The sequence below is a fragment of the Streptomyces sp. NPDC005925 genome (assembly GCF_040638805.1).
GTDB lineage: Bacteria > Actinomycetota > Actinomycetes > Streptomycetales > Streptomycetaceae > Streptomyces.
The window spans coordinates 342,395-364,258 of record NZ_JBEXVL010000004.1; the positions used below are offsets into that span (position 1 = coordinate 342,395).

At 72.4% G+C, this 21,864-nt stretch carries 17 protein-coding genes; 6 read left to right on the forward strand and 11 right to left on the reverse strand.

What is annotated here, in order from left to right; translation table 11 throughout:
• Positions 1-15: 15 nt before the first annotated feature.
• Positions 16-1,203: a dipeptidase gene (locus tag ABZ354_RS08400; RefSeq protein WP_358654367.1), complete on the forward strand. Its 1,188-nt coding sequence runs from the start codon at positions 16-18 to the stop codon at positions 1,201-1,203.
• A gap of 156 nt (positions 1,204-1,359) precedes the next feature.
• Here ABZ354_RS08400 and ABZ354_RS08405 read toward each other — a convergent pair whose 3' ends face one another.
• On the reverse strand, positions 1,360-1,719 hold the full coding sequence (locus ABZ354_RS08405; RefSeq protein ID WP_358654259.1) for a VOC family protein: 360 nt from the start codon (positions 1,717-1,719) through the stop codon (positions 1,360-1,362).
• 90 nt (positions 1,720-1,809) lie between these two features.
• On the opposite strand from ABZ354_RS08405, the gene ABZ354_RS08410 reads away from it, so the two are divergent.
• Entirely contained in the window at positions 1,810-2,310 is a 501-nt protein-coding gene (locus ABZ354_RS08410; protein ID WP_358654261.1) for a CGNR zinc finger domain-containing protein, read from the forward strand.
• A 257-nt stretch (positions 2,311-2,567) separates the two neighbouring features.
• On the opposite strand, the gene ABZ354_RS08415 is transcribed toward ABZ354_RS08410, so the two are convergent.
• On the reverse strand, positions 2,568-3,911 hold the full coding sequence (locus ABZ354_RS08415; RefSeq protein WP_358654263.1) for a UDP-glucose/GDP-mannose dehydrogenase family protein: 1,344 nt from the start codon (positions 3,909-3,911) through the stop codon (positions 2,568-2,570).
• A gap of 212 nt (positions 3,912-4,123) precedes the next feature.
• Between ABZ354_RS08415 and ABZ354_RS08420 the strand changes: the two genes are divergently transcribed.
• Positions 4,124-5,281, forward strand: coding sequence for an acyl-CoA dehydrogenase (locus tag ABZ354_RS08420; protein ID WP_358654265.1), 1,158 nt, complete (start codon positions 4,124-4,126; stop codon positions 5,279-5,281).
• Positions 5,282-5,624: 343 nt separating this feature from the next.
• Here the strand turns inward: ABZ354_RS08420 and ABZ354_RS08425 are convergent, their stop codons facing one another.
• Complete coding sequence (locus tag ABZ354_RS08425; protein WP_358654267.1) at positions 5,625-6,182, reverse strand: acyl-CoA thioesterase; 558 nt, start codon at positions 6,180-6,182, stop codon at positions 5,625-5,627.
• 118 nt (positions 6,183-6,300) lie between these two features.
• On the opposite strand from ABZ354_RS08425, the gene ABZ354_RS08430 reads away from it, so the two are divergent.
• A complete protein-coding gene (locus ABZ354_RS08430; protein WP_358654269.1) occupies positions 6,301-7,572 on the forward strand; it encodes an LCP family protein in 1,272 nt (423 codons plus the stop codon).
• Positions 7,573-7,743: 171 nt separating this feature from the next.
• On the opposite strand, the gene ABZ354_RS08435 is transcribed toward ABZ354_RS08430, so the two are convergent.
• Positions 7,744-9,264, reverse strand: a complete 1,521-nt coding sequence (locus ABZ354_RS08435) for an LCP family protein (RefSeq protein ID WP_358654271.1) — start codon at positions 9,262-9,264, stop codon at positions 7,744-7,746.
• A gap of 127 nt (positions 9,265-9,391) precedes the next feature.
• On the opposite strand from ABZ354_RS08435, the gene ABZ354_RS08440 reads away from it, so the two are divergent.
• Positions 9,392-10,423 (forward strand): glycosyltransferase family 2 protein, encoded by a 1,032-nt coding sequence (locus ABZ354_RS08440; RefSeq protein ID WP_358654273.1) that lies wholly within the window; start codon positions 9,392-9,394, stop codon positions 10,421-10,423.
• A gap of 31 nt (positions 10,424-10,454) precedes the next feature.
• Here ABZ354_RS08440 and ABZ354_RS08445 read toward each other — a convergent pair whose 3' ends face one another.
• The 4 genes from ABZ354_RS08445 to ABZ354_RS08460 all read right to left on the reverse strand — a co-directional run bounded on the left by ABZ354_RS08445 (position 10,455) and on the right by ABZ354_RS08460 (position 16,514).
• Positions 10,455-12,116 (reverse strand): LCP family protein, encoded by a 1,662-nt coding sequence (locus ABZ354_RS08445; protein ID WP_358654275.1) that lies wholly within the window; start codon positions 12,114-12,116, stop codon positions 10,455-10,457.
• 168 nt (positions 12,117-12,284) lie between these two features.
• Positions 12,285-14,039, reverse strand: a complete 1,755-nt coding sequence (locus ABZ354_RS08450) for an LCP family protein (protein ID WP_358654277.1) — start codon at positions 14,037-14,039, stop codon at positions 12,285-12,287.
• Between the two features lie 234 nt (positions 14,040-14,273).
• Complete coding sequence (locus tag ABZ354_RS08455) at positions 14,274-15,482, reverse strand: LCP family protein (RefSeq protein ID WP_358654279.1); 1,209 nt, start codon at positions 15,480-15,482, stop codon at positions 14,274-14,276.
• A 276-nt stretch (positions 15,483-15,758) separates the two neighbouring features.
• Positions 15,759-16,514, reverse strand: coding sequence for a TIGR03089 family protein (locus tag ABZ354_RS08460; protein ID WP_358654281.1), 756 nt, complete (start codon positions 16,512-16,514; stop codon positions 15,759-15,761).
• A 151-nt stretch (positions 16,515-16,665) separates the two neighbouring features.
• On the opposite strand from ABZ354_RS08460, the gene ABZ354_RS08465 reads away from it, so the two are divergent.
• Positions 16,666-18,132, forward strand: a complete 1,467-nt coding sequence (locus tag ABZ354_RS08465; RefSeq protein ID WP_358654283.1) for a peptidoglycan recognition protein — start codon at positions 16,666-16,668, stop codon at positions 18,130-18,132.
• Between the two features lie 318 nt (positions 18,133-18,450).
• On the opposite strand, the gene ABZ354_RS08470 is transcribed toward ABZ354_RS08465, so the two are convergent.
• The 3 genes from ABZ354_RS08470 to cofD all read right to left on the reverse strand — a co-directional run bounded on the left by ABZ354_RS08470 (position 18,451) and on the right by cofD (position 21,862).
• Positions 18,451-19,464: a DNA-3-methyladenine glycosylase 2 family protein gene (locus tag ABZ354_RS08470; protein ID WP_358654285.1), complete on the reverse strand. Its 1,014-nt coding sequence runs from the start codon at positions 19,462-19,464 to the stop codon at positions 18,451-18,453.
• A 131-nt stretch (positions 19,465-19,595) separates the two neighbouring features.
• Positions 19,596-20,906: a coenzyme F420-0:L-glutamate ligase gene (locus tag ABZ354_RS08475; protein ID WP_358654286.1), complete on the reverse strand. Its 1,311-nt coding sequence runs from the start codon at positions 20,904-20,906 to the stop codon at positions 19,596-19,598.
• Entirely contained in the window at positions 20,903-21,862 is a 960-nt protein-coding gene (cofD, locus tag ABZ354_RS08480; RefSeq protein WP_358654288.1) for a 2-phospho-L-lactate transferase, read from the reverse strand. Before cofD ends, ABZ354_RS08475 begins: the two co-directional genes overlap by 4 nt.
• Positions 21,863-21,864 lie beyond the last annotated feature (2 nt).

Genomic DNA, 21,864 nt, shown 5'->3' on the forward strand with positions numbered 1-21,864 from the left:
CCCCCGGGGTCTCCCCTGTCCTCCCCGTCCCCTCTGGACCGGGCCCGCGAGCTGCTGCGCGAGTTCCCGGTGGCCGACGGGCACAACGACCTGCCCTGGGCGCTGCGCGAGCAGAGCCGCTACGACCTCGACGCCCGGGACGTCGCCACCGACCAGAGCGCCCACCTGCACACCGACCTGCCCAGGCTGCGCGAGGGCGGCGTCGGCGCGCAGTTCTGGTCCGTGTACGTCCCCGCCGACCTGCCCGACCCGGTGCCCGCCACCCTCGAGCAGATCGACTGCGTACGGCAGATGCTCGCGCGCTACCCCCGCGAGCTGGCCCCCGCGCTGACGGCGGCCGACATGGAGGCGGCACGCGCCGAGGGCCGTATCGCCTCCCTCATGGGCGCGGAGGGCGGCCACTCGATCGCGTGCTCCCTCGGCACCCTGCGCGGCCTGTACGCGCTGGGCGTGCGCTACCTGACCCTCACGCACAACGACAACGTGCCGTGGGCGGACTCCGCGACGGACGAGCCCGGCGTGGGCGGTCTGTCGGCCTTCGGCCGCGAGGTCGTACGGGAGATGAACCGCCTCGGCATGCTCGTCGACCTCTCGCACGTGGCGGCGACGACGATGCGGGACGCGCTGGACGCCACGTCCGCGCCGGTGATCTTCTCGCACTCCTCCTCGCGTGCCGTCTGCGACCACCCGCGCAACATCCCCGACGACGTGCTGGAGCGGCTGCCCGCCAACGGCGGCGTCGCGATGGTGACGTTCGTGCCGAAGTTCGTGCTCCGGGCGGCGGTCGACTGGACGGCCGCGGCGGACGAGAACCTGCGCGCGCACGGCCTCCACCACCTCGACACCACCCCCGAGGCGATGAGGCTGCACCGTGCCTTCGAGGAGCGCCACCCGCGCCCGGTCGCCACGACCGCCACGGTCGCCGACCACCTGGACCACATGCGCGAGGTCGCCGGCATCGACCACCTCGGCATCGGCGGCGACTACGACGGCACCGCCTTCACCCCCGACGGCCTGAACGACGTCTCGGGCTACCCCCACCTCGTCGCCGAACTCCTCGACCGCGGCTGGTCGGAGCCCGACCTGGCCAAACTGACCTGGCAGAACGCCGTACGGGTGCTGGGCGCGGCCGAGGACGTGGCCCGTGACCTCGGCACGACGAGGGGCCCGTCGAACGCGACGATCGCGGACCTGGACGGCTGACAGCCGTCCAGGCCGTACGGGGGCCGTCGACCGCGTACGGGGCGAGCGGGGCCGGGGCTGTCACGTCCCGGCCGCTCAGCGGCCCTGCAGACACTCCTCCGAGGGGTGTACCTCCCCGCGGCGGAGGCGTCCACCGGCACCTCCCGGCAGACCGGGTCAGCAGGCGCAGAGGCAGAACGGGTGCCCGGCCGGGTCCGCGTAGACCCGGAAGGTCCGTGCGCGGTCCTCCGCGTCCAGGGGCTTGGCGCCCAGCTCCAGCACGGCCTTCTCCGCCGCGTCCAGGTCCGTGACGTCCAGGTCCAGATGGAACTGCTGCGAGTGGTCGGCCGACGGCCACGTCGGCGGTACGAGGCCGGGCGCGGCCTGGAACGCCAGCCTCCGCCGCCCGGACAGCTGCACCTCGACCCAGTCCCCCTCGCCGTCCACGGTGCCGCCCAGCACGGCCGCGTAGAACTCGGCGAGCGCGCGCGGGTCGGGACAGTCCAGGACGACGACGCCCAGTTCAGCGACAGCCATGACTTCCTCCTCGAAGAGTCGGTTACCTGTAAGTGCGGGTAACCGGTAACGGTTACGGCATGCTCCCGCATGAGCGGTAACGTCGCAAGCATGAGTGCGAAATCGCCCGCCCCGGGTGGGCTGGCGCTGATCGAGTCCCTGGTCAACACGCTGGACGTGGAACAGGGCACCGACTCGCTCGACACGCCGGAGGGCCGCGCCCGCTTCGGCCTCGGTGAGGACGACCTGCCCGCGGCCCGCGACCTGCGCGAGTCGCTGCGTGCCGCCCTGCTCGCCCACGCGGGCCACCCCGCGCACCGCCGGGTCACCCCGCTCGGCGACCTCCTCGCCCACGCGCCCCTGCGGGTGACGGTCGACGAGCGCGACGGCTCGGCCGCCCTCGCCCCCGCCGACGGCCGGTCCCTGCCGGCCCGCGTGGCCCTGGCCGTCGCGGAGGCCCTCGTCGCCGGCACCTGGACCCGCCTCAAGGCCTGCGAGCTGGACGACTGCCTGTGGGCGTACTACGACCGCAGCCCGGCGGTGCGGGGCCGCTGGTGCTCGATGCAGGGGTGCGGGGCGCGCGCGAAGATGCGCCGGTACCGCGCCAAGTGAGGTCCCGTCCGGGCACGACGGCCGCGCGGCGCCTGGCAGGTAGGCGCGCACGACGGCCGCGCAACACCCGGCAGGTAGGCGCACGACGGCCGCGCGGCGCCCGGAAGGAAGGCGCACGACGGCCGCGCAACACCCGGCAGGAAGGCGCACGACGCCGCGCGGCGCCCGGCCGGAAGACACCACGGCCGGGCGGCACCCGGCAGGAAGACGCCGGCCCGGCCCCGGCCGAACCGGCGTCACACGCCTCGAAGGACGTCTCAGGCGGTGGGCCGCCCCATCGCCCGGTACGTCCAGCCGGCCTTCCGCCACCGCTCCGCGTCCAGCGCGTTGCGCCCGTCCAGCACGATCCTGGCCGCGGCGACCTCGCCCAGCTCCGCCGGGTCCAGCTCGCGGAACTCCCGCCACTCCGTCAGATGCAGCACCACGTCCGCGCCGCGCACCGCCCCCCGCGCGGAGTCCGCGTAGCCGAGCGTCGGGAAGATCCGGCGGGCGTTGTCCATGCCCTTCGGGTCGTACACCGTGACCTGGCCGCCCTGAAGGTGGATCTGACCTGCGACGTTCAGCGCGGGCGAGTCCCGTACGTCGTCCGAGTCGGGCTTGAAGGTCGCCCCCAGCACGGCCACCCGCCTGCCCAGGAACGGCCCTCCGCCCAGCGCCTGCCGGGCCAGCTCCACCATCTGGCCGCGCTGGCGCATGTTGATGGAGTCGATCTCCCGCAGGAACGTCAGCGCCTGGTCCGCGCCCAGCTCACCCGCGCGCGCCATGAACGCCCGGATGTCCTTCGGCAGACACCCGCCGCCGAAGCCGATGCCGGCCCGCAGGAACTTCCTGCCGATCCGGTCGTCGTGCCCGATGGCCTCGGCCAGCTTGGCGACGTCGCCCCCGGCCGCCTCGCACACCTCCGCCATCGCGTTGATGAACGAGATCTTGGTCGCCAGGAAGGAGTTCGCGGACGTCTTCACCAGCTCCGCGGTCGGGAAGTCCGTCACCACGAACGGCGAACCCTCCGCGACCGGTGTGGCGTACACCTCACGCAGCAGCTTCTCCGCGCGCTCGCTGCGCACGCCGACCACGATCCGGTCGGGGTGCAGCGTGTCGTCGACGGCGAAGCCCTCGCGCAGGAACTCCGGGTTCCAGGCCAGCTCGGCGTCCGCCCCGGCGGGCGCGTGCGCGGCCAGGTAGGCGGCGAGACGGTCGGCGGAGCCCACGGGCACGGTCGACTTGCCGACGACGAGGGCGGGACGGGTCAGGTGCGGCGCGAGCGAGGCGATCGCGGAATCGACGTACGACATGTCGCAGGCGTACTCGCCGTGCTTCTGCGGGGTGTTCACGCACACGAAGTGCACGTCACCGAAGGCGGCCACCTCGGCCCAGTCGGTCGTGAACCGCAGCCGACCGGTGGATCCGTCGATCCCGGCGACGTGCCGGCGCAGAAGGTCCTCCAGGCCCGGCTCGTACATCGGGACCTGCCCGCGCTGGAGCATCTCGATCTTCTCGGGCACGACGTCGAGGCCCAGCACCTCGAAGCCGAGCTCGGCCATGGCCGCCGCGTGCGTGGCGCCGAGGTAGCCGGTGCCGATCACGGTGATCTTCAGGGCCATGGATGCTCCAGGGGGTACGGCAGGTCGGGGGTCGAAAGACGCGCTGCCCGAGCATAGTCCGGGCATGGGCGGGCCCCCCACCGGGCAGCTTCAGTCCTGGTGACTCCTTCTGTCGCCAAGCTCACGTATCCCTGGGGTGGGCAGCACCATAAAATTCCAGTTACTTAACGGTAGTTAGCGCAGGCATCACAGCGTTTTGGAGCGTGGAGACCTTGGCCGGATCGGCTGACTTCGACCTGTACCGCCCGTCCGAGGAGCACGACATGCTCCGTGACGCCGTCCGCGCGCTGGCCGAGGCGAAGATCGCGCCGTACGCCGCAGCGGTGGACGAGGAGGCACGCTTCCCGCAGGAGGCACTGAACGCCCTGGTCGCGAACGACCTGCACGCCGTGCACGTGCCCGAGGAGTACGGCGGCGCGGGCGCCGACGCGCTGGCCACGGTCATCGTGATCGAGGAGGTGGCCCGCGTCTGCGCGAGCTCGTCCCTGATCCCGGCCGTGAACAAGCTGGGTTCGCTGCCGGTGATCCTTTCCGGCTCCGAGGAGCTGAAGAAGAAGTACATGGCGTCGCTCGCCAAGGGCGACGGACTGTTCTCGTACTGCCTGTCCGAGCCGGACGCGGGCTCGGACGCGGCCGGTATGAAGACGAAGGCCGTCCGCGACGGCGACCACTACGTCCTCAACGGCGTGAAGCGCTGGATCACCAACGCGGGCGTCAGCGAGTACTACACGGTCATGGCGGTCACCGACCCCACCAAGCGCTCCAAGGGCATATCGGCGTTCGTCGTCGAGAAGTCCGACGAGGGCGTCTCCTTCGGCGCCCCGGAGAAGAAGCTCGGCATCAAGGGCTCCCCGACCCGCGAGGTCTACCTCGACAACGTCCGCATCCCCGCCGACCGCATGATCGGCGAGGAGGGCACCGGCTTCGCCACGGCGATGAAGACCCTGGACCACACCCGCATCACCATCGCGGCCCAGGCCCTCGGCATCGCCCAGGGCGCCCTCGACTACGCCAAGGGCTACGTCCAGGAGCGCAAGCAGTTCGGCAAGCCGATCGCCGACTTCCAGGGCATCCAGTTCATGCTCGCCGACATGGCCATGAAGATCGAGGCCGCCCGCCAGCTGACCTACGCGGCCGCCGCGAAGTCCCAGCGCGGTGACAGCGACCTCACCTTCCAGGGCGCCGCCGCCAAGTGCTTCGCCTCCGACGTCGCCATGGAGGTCACCACGGACGCCGTCCAACTCCTCGGCGGCTACGGCTACACCCGGGACTACCCGGTGGAGCGGATGATGCGCGACGCGAAGATCACTCAGATCTACGAGGGCACGAACCAGGTCCAGCGCATCGTGATGGCGCGCAACCTTCCGTAACGCTTCCGCGTGGCGGCACGGCCCCCGGTGTCACACGCCCGGGGGCCGTCGCATGCGCCGGGGCCGGTCCGGCTCAGTCCCTCGTCCCCACGCCCTGGGACGAACCGAAACCGCAGGCGCGGTCCGTCGGCTCCCGCACCGACTGCTCCCGCCCACGGCCACTGCTCCAACGGTCGGCGCACCGCGCTCGCGGGCCGGGAGACCGTCAGGCTGATGGCGGCGGAGCCGGCGCCGCGGCCGGTGGTCGACCGTTCGATGTTCGACGGTCCGCGCCTGCGCGGCCGGATACCCCTGCGCGACTGAGCCGGCCGCCGGGCGGTGCGCGGCGGCCGGTGGGCCGGGCTCAGTCCTCGAAACCCTCCGAGGCTCGCTTCGCCCGCAGATCCATGATCGCGCGGCGCCGGGCCAGGCGGTGGGTGCGGCGGATCTGGGCCTCCTGGTAGCGGCGGTTGTCCTGTTCCGTCTGCGGGAGGACCGGCGGGACGCGGCGGGGCCGGCCGTCGGCGTCCACCGCGGCGAAGACCAGGTACGCGGAGCCGACCTGGGTGGCCGGGGCCGACTCGTTCCAGCGTTCGGCCAGGACGCGTACGCCGACCTCCATGGAGGTCCGGCCGGTCCAGTTGACCTGGGCCTTCACATGGACGAGGTCGCCGACGCGGACCGGTTCGAGGAACGCCATCTCGTCCATCGACGCGGTGACGGCGGGGCCGCCGGAGTGCCGCCCGGCCACGGCGCCCGCCGCGTCGTCGACCAGCTTCATGATCACGCCGCCGTGCACCGTACCCAGGAGGTTGGTGTCGTTGTGGGTCATGATGTGGCTGAGGGTGGTGCGGGACGCCGCGGTCGGCTTGCCCGGAATGCCCGAGACTTCCGTATCCATGGCTGAGGCCTGGTCTGTCATGGCCTCCACCCTATGTCGAACTGACATCCGTGGGATTTGTGTCAGCTTCGCAACAGCCGTGGCCCTATTCTCCGTCGGCCCTTGTAAGGCACACAGCCGCGCCCTGCACACTGAGGCCATGACTGATTGGCCCCAGGGACGGTCCGAGGACAACCGCTACGGACGCGGCAGCGCCGGCGAGCAGCCGGAAAGCGCGCGGGTGATGCGGCAGGTCCGCCGCGGCCAGGCCGCACCGCCCCCGTCGTACGCGCCCGGTGTGCCCCAGCAGCCGTCCTACGTCGACGGCCAGGGCGGGCAGCCCGGCCACGACAGCGGCTACAACACGGGCCAGGTCTACGGGGGCGGCGGCAGGCGCGGCGGCTCCGTGCCCCACGGCAACGACGTGGACCCGGCCCGCGGCCAGTACCGGCAGAGGCCCGACTGGCGGCGCCGTACCAAGGTGACGCTGCTCACCCTGCTCGCCGTGGTGCTCGTCACGACGGTCGGTACGTACTTCTGGGCCGATTCCAAACTCAACCGTGACGTGGACCTCGCGACCGTCATCGACCGGCCCGAGGCCGGCGAGGGCACGAACTACCTGATCGTCGGCTCGGACAGCCGCGAGGGCATGTCCGCCGCGGACAAGAGGAAGCTGCACACCGGGTCCGCCGAGGGCAAGCGCACGGACTCGATGATGATCCTGCACACCGGAAGCAACGGCCCCACGCTGATCTCCCTGCCCCGTGACTCCAACGTCACCATCCCGGAGTTCAAGGGCTCCGAGTCCGGGAAGATCCGGCCCGCGATGGGCGCCAGCAAACTGAACGCCTCGTACTCCATAGACGGCCCGACGCTGCTGGTGCGCACGGTCGAGTTCAACACCGGACTGCACATCGACCACTACGTCGAGATCGGCTTCGGCGGCTTCGCGAGCATCGTGGACGCGGTCGGCGGCGTCGAGATGGACATCCCGCAGGACATCAAGGACACCAAGTCCGGCGCCGACTTCGAGAAGGGCAAGCAGACCCTGAACGGCGAGCAGGCCCTCGCCTTCGTCCGCACCCGGTACGCGCTGGCCGGCTCCGACCTGGACCGCACCAAGAACCAGCAGAAGTTCCTGTCGGCACTCGCCAACCAGGTCGCCACGCCCGGCACGATCCTCAACCCGTTCCGGCTGTACCCGACCATGGGCGCCGGCCTGGACTCCCTCGTCGTGGACAAGGACATGGGCCTGTGGGACCTGGCGTCCATGTTCTGGGCGATGAAGGGCGTCAGCGGCGGCGAGGGCAAGTCGATGAACATGCCGATCTCGGGCAGCGTCGGCGGCAACCTCCAGTGGGACATGGCCAAGGTCAAGACGCTGGTCAACCAGCTGAAGAACGACGAGAAGATCACCGTCTCGAGTGGCTGACCGCCAGGCGGGGACACCGTTCGACGCGGTCCTCTGCGACGCCGACGACGTGCTGCGCCACTGAACGTCGACGCCGCCGCGGCCCCGGGCACGCGGACCGTGCACTTCCGGGCCGCCGCCGGCCTGGAGCGGTCGCCGGCAACTCCTGCTGGGCTGAGCCGGCGACCTCCTTCACGGGCACACCACCTCGTCGCCCCGCACGACACCGGCACCTGACGTGCCGTCGGTGTTCCGCGGCGCGGGGTGCTCGACCCGTACCGCGCGGACCTTCTGGACGTCGGAGCCGAGGGTCACCTTCAGCGTCCGCCCCCGGCCCCTCACCGCGCGCAGCTCACTGCCCGGCAGGGCCGCCGCCAGGGTCTTGGCCGAGCGGTCCCAGCGCGGGTCGTAGGCGATGACGGTCCGTCGCACGGTGCGCTCCCCAGGGCCCCCGGGATGCGCCGTGCGTGACCGGGCCCGGGTCGTACCGAAGCCGGCCGCCGCCAGTGCCGCGTCCACGCGCCGGCCGAGGCCCTCGTGTCCGGTGCCGTTCTCCACCTGGACGCGGATCTGCTCGGGGGGCACTTCCACGCGGGGCGCCCCGCCGGCCGGCCGGTGTGCGGTGAGCGGCTTGTCGTGGCGGAGCGCCGCGAAGAGGCGTCGGGCCTTCGCGGTGTCCCACTTCAGGGTCGAGCCGACGCCCTCCACGGTGTAGCCCATCCGCGCGATCGGCACGGTCGTGAACTCGGACGACGACAGGGAGAGGTTCCACATGGCCCGGCCCAGGGTCAGCAACTCGTCCGTGCCGAAGCCCTTGTCGGCCCGCATCGAGCCGAGCACCGCCCTGGCCACGTCCCGGAACCTCAGCGGGTTCAGCAGGATCCCGGAGGAGGTCGCCCGGTCGATCAGCGCCGCCAGGAACCGCTGCTGGCGCTGCATGCGGCTCAGGTCGGAGGCCGCGTCGACGTGCCGGGCGCGCACGTACTGCAGGGCCCGGCCGCCCATCAGCCGGTGTGTGCCGACCGGCAGGTCGAGCCCGGTGTAACCGTCCCTCAGCGGCTTCGCGGTGCACACCTCGACGCCACCGAGCACGTCCACCGTCTTCATGAAGCTCGTGAAGTCGACCTCGAGATAGTGGTCGATCCTCACGCGGGTCATGCTCTCCACGAGGCGCACGGTCAGCTGCGGCCCGCCCTCGGCGTACGCGGCGTTCAGCTTGAGCGGGTGGCCCGGGTGCTTCTCGTGGGTCGTGCGGTCGGTGTGCGAGGGCGTCGTCGCGTACGAGTCGCGCGGCAGGCTCACCACGCCGGCCCGTCGCCGGTCCGCCGAGAGGTGCACGATCATCATCGTGTCGGTGCAGTTGCAGGGTGCGCCGCCCAGCCTGTACCTGCGTCGTTCCCGTGGCGAGATCCGGTCGCGGCCGTCCGTGCCGACCAGCAGGACGTTCATGCCGTCGCCGCCCTCCGGCCGGTTCTTCATGTCCTTGAAGGGGTCGACGCGGCCGATGTCCGCGTCGAGGCCGGTCAGGACCGTGTGCCCGATCCCGGCCGAGGCGAGAACCACCACGGAGAGCGCCGTCACGGCCCGCGCGGTCCAGCGCGGTCGGCCGCGCGGTACGGGCGCCGGCCGTCCCTCGGACGGCTGCGGTCCCGGCGGCCCGCCGGGCGCGGACGGTGATCTGGGGGAGGGGGACCGAGGCGGCGTGCTGGGCATCGCGGGACACCTCCGCTGGGGCCGTACGTGGGATCCGTCTCACCGTAGGCCCATACGACCGGATGCCCGGGGCAGCGGCCCCGGCGGGGCGCAGCCGTGTCCCCCGTACGCGGTAACGTGAGCACCGATGAACGCCAATGCCGACATGCGGCCGCCCGCCGTCTCCGTGATCATGCCCGTCCTCAACGAGGAGCGGCATCTGCGCGGCGCCGTCCAAGCGATCCTCGCGCAGGAGTACGCCGGTGAGATGGAGGTGGTGATCGCCCTCGGCCCGTCCACGGACCGCACGGACGAGATCGCCGCCGAGCTCGTGGCCGAAGACCCCCGCGTGCACACGGTCCCCAACCCGACGGGCCGCACGCCCGCCGCGCTGAACGCCGCCATCAAGGCGTCCCGGCACCCGGTGGTCGTACGCGTCGACGGGCACGGCATGCTCTCGCCGGACTACATCGCCACGGCCGTACGGCTGCTGGACGAGACCGGCGCGCAGAACGTCGGCGGCATCATGCACGCCGAGGGCGAGAACGCCTGGGAGCACGCCGTCGCCGCCGCGATGACGTCGAGGATCGGCGTGGGCAACGCGGCCTTCCACACCGGCGGCCGGGCCGGCCCGGCCGAGACCGTGTACCTCGGGGTGTTCCGGCGCGAGGCGCTGGAGCAGCAGGGCGGCTACAACGAGGAGTTCATACGCGCCCAGGACTGGGAGCTGAACTTCCGCATCCGTGAGGCCGGCGGGCTGATCTGGTTCTCGCCCGAGCTGAGGGTGTCGTACCGGCCGCGGCCGAGCGTGCGGGCGCTCGCCAAGCAGTACAAGGACTACGGCCGCTGGCGGCACGTCGTGGCCCGCTACCACGCCGGCTCCATCAACCCGCGCTACCTCGCCCCGCCGACCGCGGTGTGCGCGCTGGCGGCGGGGCTGGTGGCCGGCGTCGCGCTCACGCCGTGGGCGTTCCTGGTGCCGGGCGGCTACCTGGCGGCGATCGTCGCCGGTTCCCTGCCCGCGGGCAGCGGCCTGCCGGTGACGGCCCGGCTCCGGATACCCGTGGCGCTCGCCACCATGCACATGTCGTGGGGCTGGGGCTTCCTCACCAGCCCCAGGTCGCTGGCGAAGAAGGTCATCGCGTCCCGGCGCCCGGCGGTGACCGGCTCCTCCGCCTGAGGGGCGGCGCCCGCCGGGCCGACCGGGAACGTCACCAGGTGAAACCCGGGCTCACGTCCATGCAGGCGGTGTCGTCGGCGCCGTTGAGGACCTCGGCCGTGTCCGGTGTCTTGTCGTTCGCGGCCGGGGCCTTGTACGTCGTGCCCTCGCGCCAGTCCGCTCCCACGACGAGCGTCACCCCGGTCACCTCGGTCGACCGCTTCACCGAACTCAGCGGAATCCCCAGAGACTTGGCGATCCGCTGCGCGTCGCCCTCCAGGTCCGCGCTCGGGTAGCGCACCAGCGTGCGGTCCTCGACCGGCGCCACGCCCTGGTCGGCGACCGCGCCCGAGAAGCCCTTCTCCGCGAGCAGGCCCGCCACCGTGCCGGCACGCCCGGGCGCGGCGGCCAGGGTGTCGGTCCGGGTGCCGTTGCGCACCTGGACGGCGATCTCCGCGTCGGGCGCCGCCGGGTCGTCCGAGAGTGTCTCCGGCGCCTTTTTCTTCTTCTTGTCCTTGCCGTCCAGCGCGACGTCGTCGCGCACCAGCCGGAACAGCTGCTCGGCGTCCTCGGTGGGCTCCACGCGCTCGCCCACGTACCGGTTCGGCATCGTGGACATGGTGATGCGCTCCGGTTCCACCTGCCGCAGCTCGTCGCTGAGGTCGTACAGCTTCTTGACCGTGTCCAGGCCCGTGTCGACCGTGAGGGACTCGGTGGCCTTCTCGGCCAGCCTGCGCAGCTTGTTGGGGCTGCTCAGGGTGGCGTTCGCGCGCAGCTCGCGCACCATCGCGTTCATGTACATGTGCTGCGCCTTGGCGCGGGCGAGGTCGCTGCCGTCCTCGAAGCCGTAGCGTGTGCGCAGCCACTGCAGGGCCTGCTTGCCCTTGACGTACGTGGTGCCCTTCCTGAGCTTCAGGCCGGAGCCGTGGCCCTGGTTGTCCCGGGAGTGGATGTTCGCCTTGACGCACACCGGGACGCCGCCGATCGCGTCCGCCATCGACACCACGCCGGCGAAGTCGACCATGATGAAGTGGTCGATGTGAAGGCCGGTCAGCTCCTGCCAGGTCGCCACCGTGCAGCCCGGACCGCCGTGCCCGAGGCTCTCGTTGGTCATCGCGCGGCCGTTGCTCGCCGGGTACACCGTGCCGTCGTCCGGGTCGGTGCACTTGGGGATCTGCAGCAGCGTGTCGCGGGGCATGCTGACGACCGACATGTTGGAACGGTCGGCGGAGAGGTGCAGCAGCATCTGGACGTCGGCGAGCGGTGTGCCGCCGAACGTCTCCTTCGCGCCGCCGAGTTTCTGGTTCTCCTTGCTGTCCCGGGCGTCGGAGCCGATGAGCAGGATGTTCATCGGGGTCTGGCCCGCCGCGTTCGGCGTCGGCTCGGCGATTTTGCCGTCGCCGAGGTTCAGCTCGTCCTTGCGGATCTGGCTGTTGAGGTGCTGGTAGTAGAGATACCCGGCACCCGCGGTGCCCGCTATCACCACCGCCAGTACCGTCGCCGACCAGCGCAGCACGCGCCGTCTGCGCCGCCGGGGCGCAAGAGCCCGGTGCCTCTTGCCGCCGCCGCTCGCGCCGGACGACCGTTCCTGCTGCTCCCGTACGTCCGGGGACGTCGTGTCCTCGGACGCGGGCGCCTTCCCCCGCACACTGCTACGCGCCACGTGCCCGTCCTTCCCCACCCTGCACCTGAATGCGGGTCCGCCCCGCGTCATGTCAGACGCACGACGGACCCGTTGGGTTACCCCCCAAGTCACTGCCCGGTCCTCGACGGACCTTTTCTCCACGCTTGTACGGCCCCGCGGCCGGCCACGCCGCCGGTCGTTCCCCCTCGTCGCCGTGCGCCGCCGGTGGCTGGTCCCCGCCCGCCGCCCTGCCGGTCGTTACTCGGCGCACTGCACCTTGTCGGCCGTCGACTTGTCCACGTCCGGCGCCTTCGCCGGACCGGTGAGCGGCACACCCGCGCCCTCGAAGTCCGCGCCCAGGGTCAGCGTCATCGTCGGGAGCCCCTGGGCGTTGTTCACGCTCTTGCCCTCCTTCATCGCGGACCCGGACAGGCCCATGATGTCGGCGAGCCGTCGCGCCTCGGCGGCCTGGTCGGGCGCGTACTCGAGGGTGGTCTTGTCGAGTTCCGCGGGCGCGTTGCCCGCGTTCTCGGACTTCGTCACGCCCTCCTCGGTCTGCAGCCAGGTCAGCGTGCTCGACGCGCTGCCCGCCTCGGCGCCACCGTTGAAGATGCGCACCCGCACCTCGGACGGGTCGGCCTTCTCGCCCTTGAGACGGGCGGCGACCGCGGCCGCCTCCTTCTTTTTCTTCTGCTTGACCGCGGTGAAGGAGACGTCGCTCCTGATGGACCGGAAGACCTCGTCCGCCTTGCCCGGGGCCGGGACGACCGTCACCTTGACCGTCTCGGCCGGGTTGTCGATCACCGGAACGGTGACGAACGTCAGGTTCTTGACGTTGAGCTTGCCCAGCTCCATCCCGAGGTCCTTGAGCTTGCCGATGCTGTCCAGCTCGGAGTCCACGGTCAGCGCCTTGGTGCCGGCCTCCGCCAGCTTCAGCATCTTCGAGGGGCTGGTCAGCGTGTCGTTGGACTTCAGCTTGCGCATCAGCGCGCTGAGGAACTGCTGCTGCAGGCCGATGCGGCTCAGGTCACCGCCGCTGCCCACCGAGTGCCGGGTACGGACGAAGGCCAGCGCCTGCTCGCCCTCGACGACGTGCTTGCCCTTGGTCAGGTTGAGCTTGGAGTCCTTGTCGTTGATGTCCTTGTTCAGGCACACCTCGACACCGCCGACCGCCGACGTCAGGGTCTTGACCGCGTTGAAGTCGGCCACCATGAAGTTGTCCGGCTTGATGCCGGTCAGCTCCGTCACCGTGCGCGCGGTGCAGCTCGGGGTGCGCTCGCCCTGGCCGAGGCTGGTGTTGAAGCGGGTGCCGGGCGTGCCGGGGATGACCTTCTGGCTGCCGTCCTCCAGCGTGGTCGGGCAGTCCGGGACGTCCACGATCAGGTCGCGCGGGATGCTCAGCGCCGTCGCGTTCGAACGGTCCTTGGCGACGTGCAGCAGGATCGTGGTGTCGGCGTGCCCGACGCTGCCCTTGTCGCCGTAGGCGCTGTTGCCCTTGCCGGTGCGCTTGTCCGTGCCGATCAGCAGGATGTTGATGGCCCGGTCCTTGCTGAAGCCGCCGGTGCTCGCGCCGTCGGAGGAGGCCGACGAGATGTTGTCGTTGAGGTGGTCGATGTAGAGGTAGGCGGCGCCCGCCGTGGCGAGCACGATGAACGCCACCGTGCCGCCGCTCCACATCAGTATCTTCTTGGCCTTCGACTTCTTCTCCGGCCGCCGCCCGCGCCGCCCGGGGGACGGTTCGGCGGGTGCGCCGCGGCGCCTGCGCTGGGGCGGCATCTCGCGGTCCGGGGTCTCGGGCGTCGTGCCGGGTGCCGAGGGGCCTCCCGCTGCCGGCTTACGGCCGCGCGAAGCGGATCCGGCCCGGCGGGGGCCCGACGTACGGCGGGGACCGGGGACCGGTGATTGCGCTGCGGAACTACCCAGTCGCAGTTCGTATTCACCGGTGGCCGGATTGAGTACCCACTGGTCTGCGGGGTCGATGTTCTCCGACCTCCCACGGCCTTGCGCGTCCACGGTTGTCCGAATCCTCCGTCGGGGCACGCGGCGCCTTACCCCCAAAGGCGCCCGGGTCTCGTACATGCGGTGCGCGACCGGAGGGAGAACCCTCGTGTCGGCCGGGTGCACCGGATCGCTCACACTATCCGGCCGGTTCGGCGCGCAGCGACGGCAGTGACAAATTCCACGTCCATACAACCGGGCAATACGGCGCATTTCTTTGAAGCAATGTGTGTCGAGTTGGGGAGGGTTTTACTCGCAGACGTCCTCGGCGGCCGTGTTCCCTTGGAACGTCGGCGCCGGAGAGGCCGACGGATCGGCCGCTGAATTCCGGCCCTTTGCGGAGGAATCCCGGGAAGTGCCCCGGGCGACCGTCACCGGCGCGTCCCTGCGCAGCCGCTGGAACAGGCGCTCCGCCGCGGGCTCCACAAGTTGATCACGATTGGCGTTGCGGGCGTAGGACTCCCTCGGCACTGTAAGGAATTGCACCCGTTCCGTGGGGATGTCGCGCAAACCACGGACGAGCTCGTACAAACCGCGCAGGTTCGCCAGTTTCGGGTCGGTCGTCAGGGACGAGGTCGCCGCGTCCAGGACGGGATACAGCTTCCCCGGGTTGAGCAGGACGTCATTGCTCTGCACCTTGTTGACGAGCGCCCCGAGGAAACGCTGCTGGCGCTCCATCCGGTCGGTGTCGCTGCCGTCGCCGAGCGACTTGCGGGCCCGGACGTACCCGAGCGCCTGCTCCCCGTTCAGCCGCACGCGGCCCGCGGGCAGCCGCAGCTTCGCCGCCCTGTCGGTGACGGGCCTGCGCAGACAGACCTCGACGCCGTCGACCGCGTCGACCATCTCCTTGAAACCGTGGAAGTCCACGACCACGTGATGGTCGACGCGGATTCCGGTCAGCCGCTCCACCGTTCGGATCGTGCAGGCCGAACCGCCCGCCTGGAAGGCGTAGTTGAACATCGCGAACGACGGTCCGGTGCGCGAGCCGTCCCGGCGCAGACATCCCGGCACGTCCACCATCAGGTCGCGGGGCAGCGAGACGGCGGTGGCGCTGCGCCGTCCCGCCGCCAGGTGCAGCAGGATCGTGGTGTCCGACCGCTCCGTCCCGGAGTCCCGCCCGTAGCGGGCGTTTCCGTCTCCGGAGCGCGAGTCCGACCCGATCAGCAGGATGTTCCGGGCGTCCTTCACCAGCGCCGTCGGCCGGTCCTTCTCGAAGCGGGCGAGCTCCGCCGCGGCCGCCTCGTCCGCCGTGATGTTGCCGTCCAGCTTCGCGTACACCGCCCAGCCCGCCCCGGCCGCGACGGCCAGGAGCACGGCGGCGCCGAGCCCCCCGCGTCTGAGCCACCGCCTGCGGCGCCGCCGCGTCAGCCCGGTCCCGCTCGCCGACGCGCCCGCCCCCGGCCCGGACGGCCCTTCGGTGGCCCGGCGTCCGGAGGGAGAGCCCGCGGTGTCGGTCACGTCTGTTCCACCCCTCACGGCGTACGGGCGTGTGGTGCGTGCACCTACGACGATGACGCGGAAGACGGGCGGGGGCGGGCCGGGGTGGGCCGATGGAGTGACAGGGAGCCCGGGCTGCCGGACGGGAGGGCCGCCCGGACTCCGGTGCGGGTGGTCAGCGGGCGACCGCGGTGACCCGTTTCGCTCTCGATCGGGTCAGTGGGCGACTGCGGTGACCCGTTTCGCTCTCGATCGGGTCAGCGGGCGACTGCGGTGACCCGTTCGCTCTCGATCGGGTCAGTGGGCGACCGCGGTGACCCGTTCGCTCTCGATCCGCTTGGCCAGGGCGTCCGCGCCCAGCTGGTCCAGGTTCCGGCACAGCACGACCGAACCGCCGGTGGCCAGGGGCGCGTACAGCCCGGCGGCCAGGCCCTCCCACGTGTCGTACGGCAGCCCGGACAGGATGCGCGAACCCGGACCCGTCAGTCCGAGCGTCTGCGCCTCCGCACGGGCACGCTCGACGACCTCCGCGCCGCTGAACTCCCGCCCCGCCGCGATCAGTGCGGGTTCCTCCGGACCGGCCGGCGCGTACGGCACGAAGCGGTCGCCCTGCCCCGGCACCTCCACCGCGTAGTCGGCGAAGCCCTCCGGAGGCTGCGGGAAACGGCCCCCGAGCGGGCGCAGCGCGAGCGCGATCCGCGAGCCGGAGCAGGCCCGGGCCGCTTCCAGGGCGTCGGGGCCGCTCACCACGAGGTCGGCCGCCGCCGGATCCCCGCCCACGTCCGCGAGCACGCCGACCGAGGAACACGCCAGCAGCCACACCGCCGTCTGCCAGTGCGCGGGCAGCAGCAGCGCGGCCCGGTCGCCCGGTTCGGCGGACAGCTCGTCCTGGAGGAGGTTGGCGGTCTTGGCCACCCAATTGGCGAAGGTGGCCACGGACAATTCCACGCGCTCGCCCGTGGCGTCGTCGTAGAAGGTCACCAGGGGGCGGCCCGGGTCCGCGGCGAGCGCGGAACCCAGCAGGTCGGCGGGGGTGCGGTCGGTGGCGTTCACCCGGGCAAGCGTACGCGGGCGGGAAGGCGCGTGCGGTGCGGCGGCGTCCGCCGCGCGCCACCGGTTCGGCGCAACGCGGGAACGGCGGGAGCCGACAGCCCGTCAAGCCCCGGATGGACAGATAAGTGGGGCTATGTCCAGGATCGGGGGCATGCGTGGATTCCTTGCTTCCTCGATCGGTGTCACGTGTGCGGCGGCCATCGCCCTGCCGCTCACCCCGCCCGCCGCCGCGACGCCCGCCGGACCGGCGTCGGCCGCGGACGTGGCCGGGCGTCACGTCCCCGGCAGCACCCAGTCGCTGCCCCTCGAACCCCTCGCCCGCGACCGCGCCTCCGGGGGCGTCGCCGAAGAGGGCCTGACCCGCCGTTCCGTACGGCCCTTCTCGCTCGTCGGCGTCGTCTGGGACGACCCGGAGGCCCAACCGCCCGGCCGCGTCCGGGTCCGCACCCGCGCCGCCGGCACCGGCACATGGTCGGGCTGGCGCGATCTGGAGACGCACAACTCCGACCACGCCGCCGACCCGGACAGCGCCGAGCGCGCCTCCCGACGGGTGCGCGGGGCGACCGCACCGCTGTGGGTGGGGGAGTCCGACGGAGTGGAGGTACGGGTGCGCGGCGAGGCCGCCGGCAGCGCCCACGGCACGCGCGGCCCGGACGGTCCGGACGCGACGGGGCTGCGGCTGGAACTGGTCGACCCCGGGGCGGAAGAACCGCCCGAGCGCAGGCAGGTGGCCGGGCCGCGAACCGGTGACGCGCTCGGTGACGCGGCCCGCGCGGCGTCCGCGGCCAACGCCGGTCTCGCGCCGCTCGGCGCCACCGTGATCCCGGCTCTGAGCCGGGAGGAGACGGAGCGGGAGCTGCGTCGGCCCAACCTCCGGACGGAGGCCGATCCGACCGGGCGGGAGGTGGCTGAGCCTGCCGGGCGGCGGGTGGCGGGGGAGGGCCTGCGGGGGGAGGCCGAGGAGGGCACCCGGGGGATGGGCGCGCCCGCCGACAAGCAGCGGGCGAAGCCGTACATCGGGCCGCGTCCGAGCATCGTCACGCGGCTGGGGTGGGGCGCGAACGAGTGGCTGCGCGAGCGGAAGTTCGTCTACACGAAGAAGGTCAAGGCGGCCTTCGTGCACCACACGGCGTCGGGCAACGACTACCGCTGCGAAGAGGCGCCCTCACTCATCCGGGGCATCTACCGCTACCACGTCCGCAGCATGGGCTGGCGGGACATCGGCTACAACTTCCTCGTCGACAAGTGCGGAAAGATCTACGAGGGGCGCGCGGGGGGCGTGACCAGACCGGTCCTCGGCGCTCACACCCTCGGTTTCAACACCAACAGCATGGGCGTCGCCGTACTCGGCTCCTACGGCTCGAAGAAGCCGCCGGCCGCCGCGGTACGCGGCATCTCGCAGCTCACCGCGTGGAAACTGGGTCTGTACGGCATGAACCCGGCCGGCAAGACGTCCCTGCAGTCCGGCGGCGGCAACCTCTACCGGAAGGGCAGTACGGTGCGGCTCCACGTCATCTCCGGCCATCGTGACGGCTTCGCCACGGAGTGCCCGGGCCGGAAGCTCTACGGCAAGCTCGCCTCGGCCCGCGCGGCCGCGGCGCGCTACCAGGGCCGCTGAGGACACAGCCGCGGAGCGGTGGACGGCGGACGGCCGGGTCGTCGTGCGGCCGACCGCGGGACCCTTCGCGGCGCCGCGGAAGGGTCCGGACAGCGTGCACCACCCCCGGCCGTTCGGTGGCGGGGTGTCACATGGCTCACGGTCGCGGCGACGACGGTGAGGCAACCCCCGGTGCCGGGGCCGGGCCCTGAGCAGCCGACGGTCATCCCGACGCCGGGAAGTCACGGCAGGCACCGGGACGCCGGAGGCGAAGCCACCGCAGGTCACCGCCCCGCCCAGGAGACCCCCCGTGTTCCCCGGCCGCGGTGGCCCGCACCGTCACCAGCGCCGGATGTCTCCGACGGGCATCCGCGGTGCCCGCCGCGCCGGCACCCGTCCACTCAACAGGACCAGCCGCGCGGCCCGATGCCGCTGCCCCGCGTACGGCGCCAACAACTCCAGCATCACCGCGTCATCGGCCCCCCGGTCCCCCGCCAGCGCCCACCCCACGATCCCCGGCAGGTGCAGATCCCCCACGGTCACCGCGTCCGGCGCCCCATGACTGCGCTGCACCGTCTCCGCCGACGTCCACGGCCCGATCCCCGGCACGACCTCCAGCCGCGCCTGCGCCTGCGCCGGCTCCATCCGCGTCGCCTCCTCCATCCGCGCGGCGACCCGCACCGCACGCAGGATCGTGGCCGCCCGCTTGTCGTCGACCCCGGCCCGGTGCCACCCCCACGACGGGATCAGCGCCCATGTCCGCGGCTCCGGCATGACGTACATCCGCTCCGGCGCGGGCCCCGGCGCCGGCTCCCCGTACGTGCGCACCAGCAGCCGCCACGCCCGGTACGCCTCGATGGTCGTGACCTTCTGCTCCAGGACCGACGGGATCAGCGACTCCAGCACCAGCCCGGTACGCGTCAGCCGCAGGCCGGGCCGGCGGTGCCGCGTGAGCGCCAGCAGTTTGTGCCGCGGGGTGAACAGCGACGGGTCGTCCGCCGCACCGAGCAGGTCGGGAAGCCGGTCCAGCAGCCACTCCGCCCCCGGCCCCCAGGCCTCACCGCGGATGCCGTCGCCGATCCGGGAGACGCGCAACGTCCCCGGCCCGGCGGGTGTCCGGCTCGCCCGCCACACCGAGCCGTCCGGCGTCGCGCGGAACGTCGGATCACTCGGCCCGCGCCGCAGCGGCCCCAGCACCAGCCCCAGGTCGAGCGGACCCTCCGGCGCCCACGTGCGCACCCGGGCCCGGGCCGGCGTCGCACCCGATGCCTGCCGCGGCACGCCCCCGGGCACGGCGACATCGCCACCGCGCACAGTCGTACGCGTGGGCCGAGGTGCGAAGCGTCCTGCCACGAGAGGCCCCAGGGATGCGAGAAGGGAAGGAATGACGGACCGAGGTGCTACGAAAGTGTCCTAAGTGTCCTATGAGAATAAAGGCGAGGCGGAGAGGCGGGGCGTCCTCGACGACGGCTTGTGGCGAGGGCTCAGCGCACCTCGATGAACGCGTCGGCCCGCCGCTCCGGACGCGGGCTCGGATCCTGCGCCGGATGCCCCACCGCCACCGCGCCCATCGGGTCCCAGCCGTCCGGCAGGTCCAGCACCCGCCGTACGACGTCCCGGCAGAACATCGTGGACGACACCCAGGCCGAACCGAGCCGCTCCCCGGCCAGGGCGACGAGGAAGTTCTGCACGCCCGCGCCCGTGGCGACGACGAACATCTCCCGCTCCGCACCGTCCCGCCGCGCGTCGCCGTACGTGTGCGAGCCGTCCATGACCAGGCACGGCACGACGAGGTACGGCGCGTGGCGCAGGATGTCGCCGCGCCGCACCCGTCTGACGATCGACTCCTCGCTCTTGCCGTCCCGCCGGAGGTCCGCGATCCACGCGTCCCGCATCGAGTCGAGCAGCCGGGTGCGGGACGCCTGCGACTCCAGCAGGACGAAACGCCACGGCGTCGTGTGGTGCGGGGCGGGGGCGGTCACGGCCGCGGCCACCGCCCGGCGCACCGCGCCGGGGTCCACGGGCTCGTCCGTGAACGACCGGACCGTACGGCGCCCGGTGACCGCCTGGCGTACGGCCTCGGACGTGCCGAGGCGGAACATGTCGTCGCGCGCGGCACGCACCATGGCCCTCGCCCCGTCGTCGTCGCCCTCGGCGACCACGTGCGGCAGTCCGCGGACGACGGCGACGGGCAGCCCGGCGGCCTTGCCCTTCACGAGGTCACCCGCGGCGGCCAGCTCGTCCGCCGTGGCGACGACGGTGGCGCTGAGCGGGTTGCCGTGCGTGTCCGTGCCGCCCCGCAGGTCGTCCAGGACGCGCACCCCGGCCGCGCCGATCGCCACGTCGGTGAGGCCCGCGCGCCAGGGGCGGCCGGTGGTGTCGGTGACGAGCACACCGACGTCGACGCCGAGGACGTCCCGCAGCCCCGCGCGGATCGCTCGCGCCGAAGCGTCGGGGTCCTCGGGCAGCAGCAGGACCGTGCCCGAGGGGGTGTTGGAGGCATCGACGCCGGCAGCGGCCATGACCAGGCCCTGCCGGTTCTCCACGATGCGCAGCGCGCCACGCCGGGCGACCACCCGCACCGTCTCGGCGTCGATCGCGGCCTCACGGTCCGCCGCCTGGACGGACCGGCCCTCCGCCTTCGACACGATCTTCGAGGTGACGAGCAGGACGTCGCCGTCCACGAGGCCGGGCTCGGCGGCCGCGATCAGCTTGGCCAGGTCGTCGCCGGCCGTGACCTCGGGCAGGCCTGGCACCGCCCAGACCCGGTAACCGTCCGCGGGGGTCGCGCTCACGGTGTCCGTACCTCCTCCGCGAGCGCGAGTGCCTCACGGGCCATCCGCGCCGTCGCGTCGAGGTCGGTCATCATCAGCGGCACGGCCCGGCAGCGGATGCCGGCGGCCTCCACGCGCGCGACGGCGTCCGTGTCGACCGAGTCGACGAGCCAGCCGTCCAGCAGGCCCGAGCCGTAGTGCTCGGCGACGGCCGAGGCCGTCGACTCCACGCCGACCGCCGCCAGCACCTTGTCGGCCATCCCGCGCACGGGAGCGTCCCCGACGATCGGGGACAGGCCGACGACCGGCACCCCGGCGTCGGCGATCGCCTCGCGGATGCCGGGCACCGCCAGGATCGTGCCCACGGACACGACGGGGTTGGAGGGCGGGAAGAGGATCACGTCCGCCCCCGCGATGGCCTCCAGCACACCCGGCGCGGGCTTGGCCTGCTCGGCGCCGACGGGAACGACCGCCTCGGCGGGCACGGAGGCCCGCAGCCGCACCCAGTACTCCTGGAAGTGGATCGCCTTGCGCTCGCCGTCCACTTCGACCGCGACATGCGTCTCGATCCGGTCGTCGGACATCGGGATGAGCCGCACGCCCGGATTCCAGCGCCGGCACAGGGCCTCGGTGACGGCGCTCAGCGGGAATCCGGCGCTCAGCATCTGCGTACGCACGATGTGCGTGGCGAAGTCCCGGTCGCCGAGCCCGAACCACTCGGGTCCGACACCGTAGGCCGCCAGTTCTTCCTTGACGTGGAAGCTCTCGTCGCTACGGCCCCAGCCCTGCTCCTCGTCGATGCCGTCGCCGAGCGTGTACATCACCGTGTCGAGGTCCGGGCAGACCTTGAGACCGAAGAGGTGGATGTCGTCGCCGGTGTTGCCGATGACCGTGATGTCGGCGTCCTGCGCGGCCTGCTTCAGACCGCGCAGGAACCGGGCACCGCCGATGCCGCCTGCCAGAACCACAATGCGCATGG

Coding starts and splice junctions, on each gene's coding strand:
- ABZ354_RS08405 (WP_358654259.1), bottom strand. CDS start 1,719: ATGGCTGTCGCTGAACTGGGCGTCGTCGTCCTGGACTGTCCCGACCCG.
- ABZ354_RS08410 (WP_358654261.1), top strand. CDS start 1,810: ATGAGTGCGAAATCGCCCGCCCCGGGTGGGCTGGCGCTGATCGAGTCC.
- ABZ354_RS08415 (WP_358654263.1), bottom strand. CDS start 3,911: ATGGCCCTGAAGATCACCGTGATCGGCACCGGCTACCTCGGCGCCACG.
- ABZ354_RS08425 (WP_358654267.1), bottom strand. CDS start 6,182: ATGACAGACCAGGCCTCAGCCATGGATACGGAAGTCTCGGGCATTCCG.
- ABZ354_RS08430 (WP_358654269.1), top strand. CDS start 6,301: ATGACTGATTGGCCCCAGGGACGGTCCGAGGACAACCGCTACGGACGC.
- ABZ354_RS08435 (WP_358654271.1), bottom strand. CDS start 9,264: ATGCCCAGCACGCCGCCTCGGTCCCCCTCCCCCAGATCACCGTCCGCG.
- ABZ354_RS08440 (WP_358654273.1), top strand. CDS start 9,392: ATGAACGCCAATGCCGACATGCGGCCGCCCGCCGTCTCCGTGATCATG.
- ABZ354_RS08445 (WP_358654275.1), bottom strand. CDS start 12,116: ATGACGCGGGGCGGACCCGCATTCAGGTGCAGGGTGGGGAAGGACGGG.
- ABZ354_RS08465 (WP_358654283.1), top strand. CDS start 16,666: ATGCGTGGATTCCTTGCTTCCTCGATCGGTGTCACGTGTGCGGCGGCC.
- cofD (WP_358654288.1), bottom strand. CDS start 21,862: ATGCGCATTGTGGTTCTGGCAGGCGGCATCGGCGGTGCCCGGTTCCTG.